At 70.0% G+C, this 1024-nt stretch carries 1 protein-coding gene; it reads left to right on the top strand.

Going from position 1 to position 1024, the window contains the following annotated elements:
- Window positions 1-127: 127 nt before the first annotated feature.
- Window positions 128-604: a macro domain-containing protein gene (locus ACIGXM_RS37455; protein ID WP_396568593.1), complete on the top strand. Its 477-nt coding sequence runs from the start codon at window positions 128-130 to the stop codon at window positions 602-604.
- Window positions 605-1024: the final 420 nt, after the last annotated feature.

Consider the following 1024-nt stretch of genomic DNA (forward strand, 5'->3'; position numbering starts at 1 on the left):
CACACGAGCCACACCAGCTATCTGGACCAGCATCAACCCGGGCAGGTCCTCGCAACGACTCCGGTCTGCTGAGCGGATACCCGTAATGCTGTGGTGGCCTGTCGGACCCGCTGGCTAGAGTCGCGCCGTGACTCAGGAGATCAGCTACGTCGTCGGCGACGCAACCGCACCCCAGGGCGAAGGCCCGAAGATCATCGCGCACGTCTGCAACGACGCCGGCGGCTGGGGCAAGGGCTTCGTGCTGCCGCTCGCCCGACGCTGGCCGCAGACCAGGACCGCGTACAAGACCTGGTACCGCGACCGGGAGACCAACGGCTTCGCGCTCGGCGCGGTGCAGTTCGTGCCCGCCGAGGACAGCCTCCTCGTCGCCAACATGATCGGCCAGCACGGCTACCGCCCCAGCAGCACCCCACCCGTCAGGTACGAGGCCATCAGTGCCGCCCTCGCCACCGTCGCCGACCGTGCGCTGCAACTTCGGGCCTCGGTGCACATGCCGCGGATCGGTTGCGGCCTTGCCGGGGGCCGGTGGGAATTGGTCGAGCCGCTCATCGTGGAGGAGTTGACCCGGCGCGGGGTGCCCGTCACGGTCTACGACTTGGCCTGACGGCGGGTGGCAGTTCCTGACGCTCCCTAACACGGCGCAGGCCCCGGGCAATGTGACAGCCCGGGACCCTGCGGCGACCGCTTCTCACGCCACCACCGTAGGCACGGCCGCCGGGGCGTGGCGCGGGGATGGGCCGTCAGGGCAGCCCCCCGGAGAGTCGTCCGATCCCAGATCCGCTGGCGGCCAGTTGTTCATGCCGAACGGGTCCGCGGTCCAGTTGCCTGCCCACCCGGTGAAGCCAGACTCGCCTGGCAGCACCCCGGACCTGCGCAACCTTGCCATCCGCGCACTCCGGCACGCGGGCCACGACAACATCGCCGCCGGACTCCGCCACCACGCCCGTGGCCCCAGCCGCGCCCACTCGCCACTTTCGGCATCACGTGATCAAACCGGACAGATCCTCGGAACGACACCGCCCTG

The organism is Kitasatospora sp. NPDC052896 (assembly GCF_044547075.1).
Classification (GTDB): domain Bacteria; phylum Actinomycetota; class Actinomycetes; order Streptomycetales; family Streptomycetaceae; genus Kitasatospora.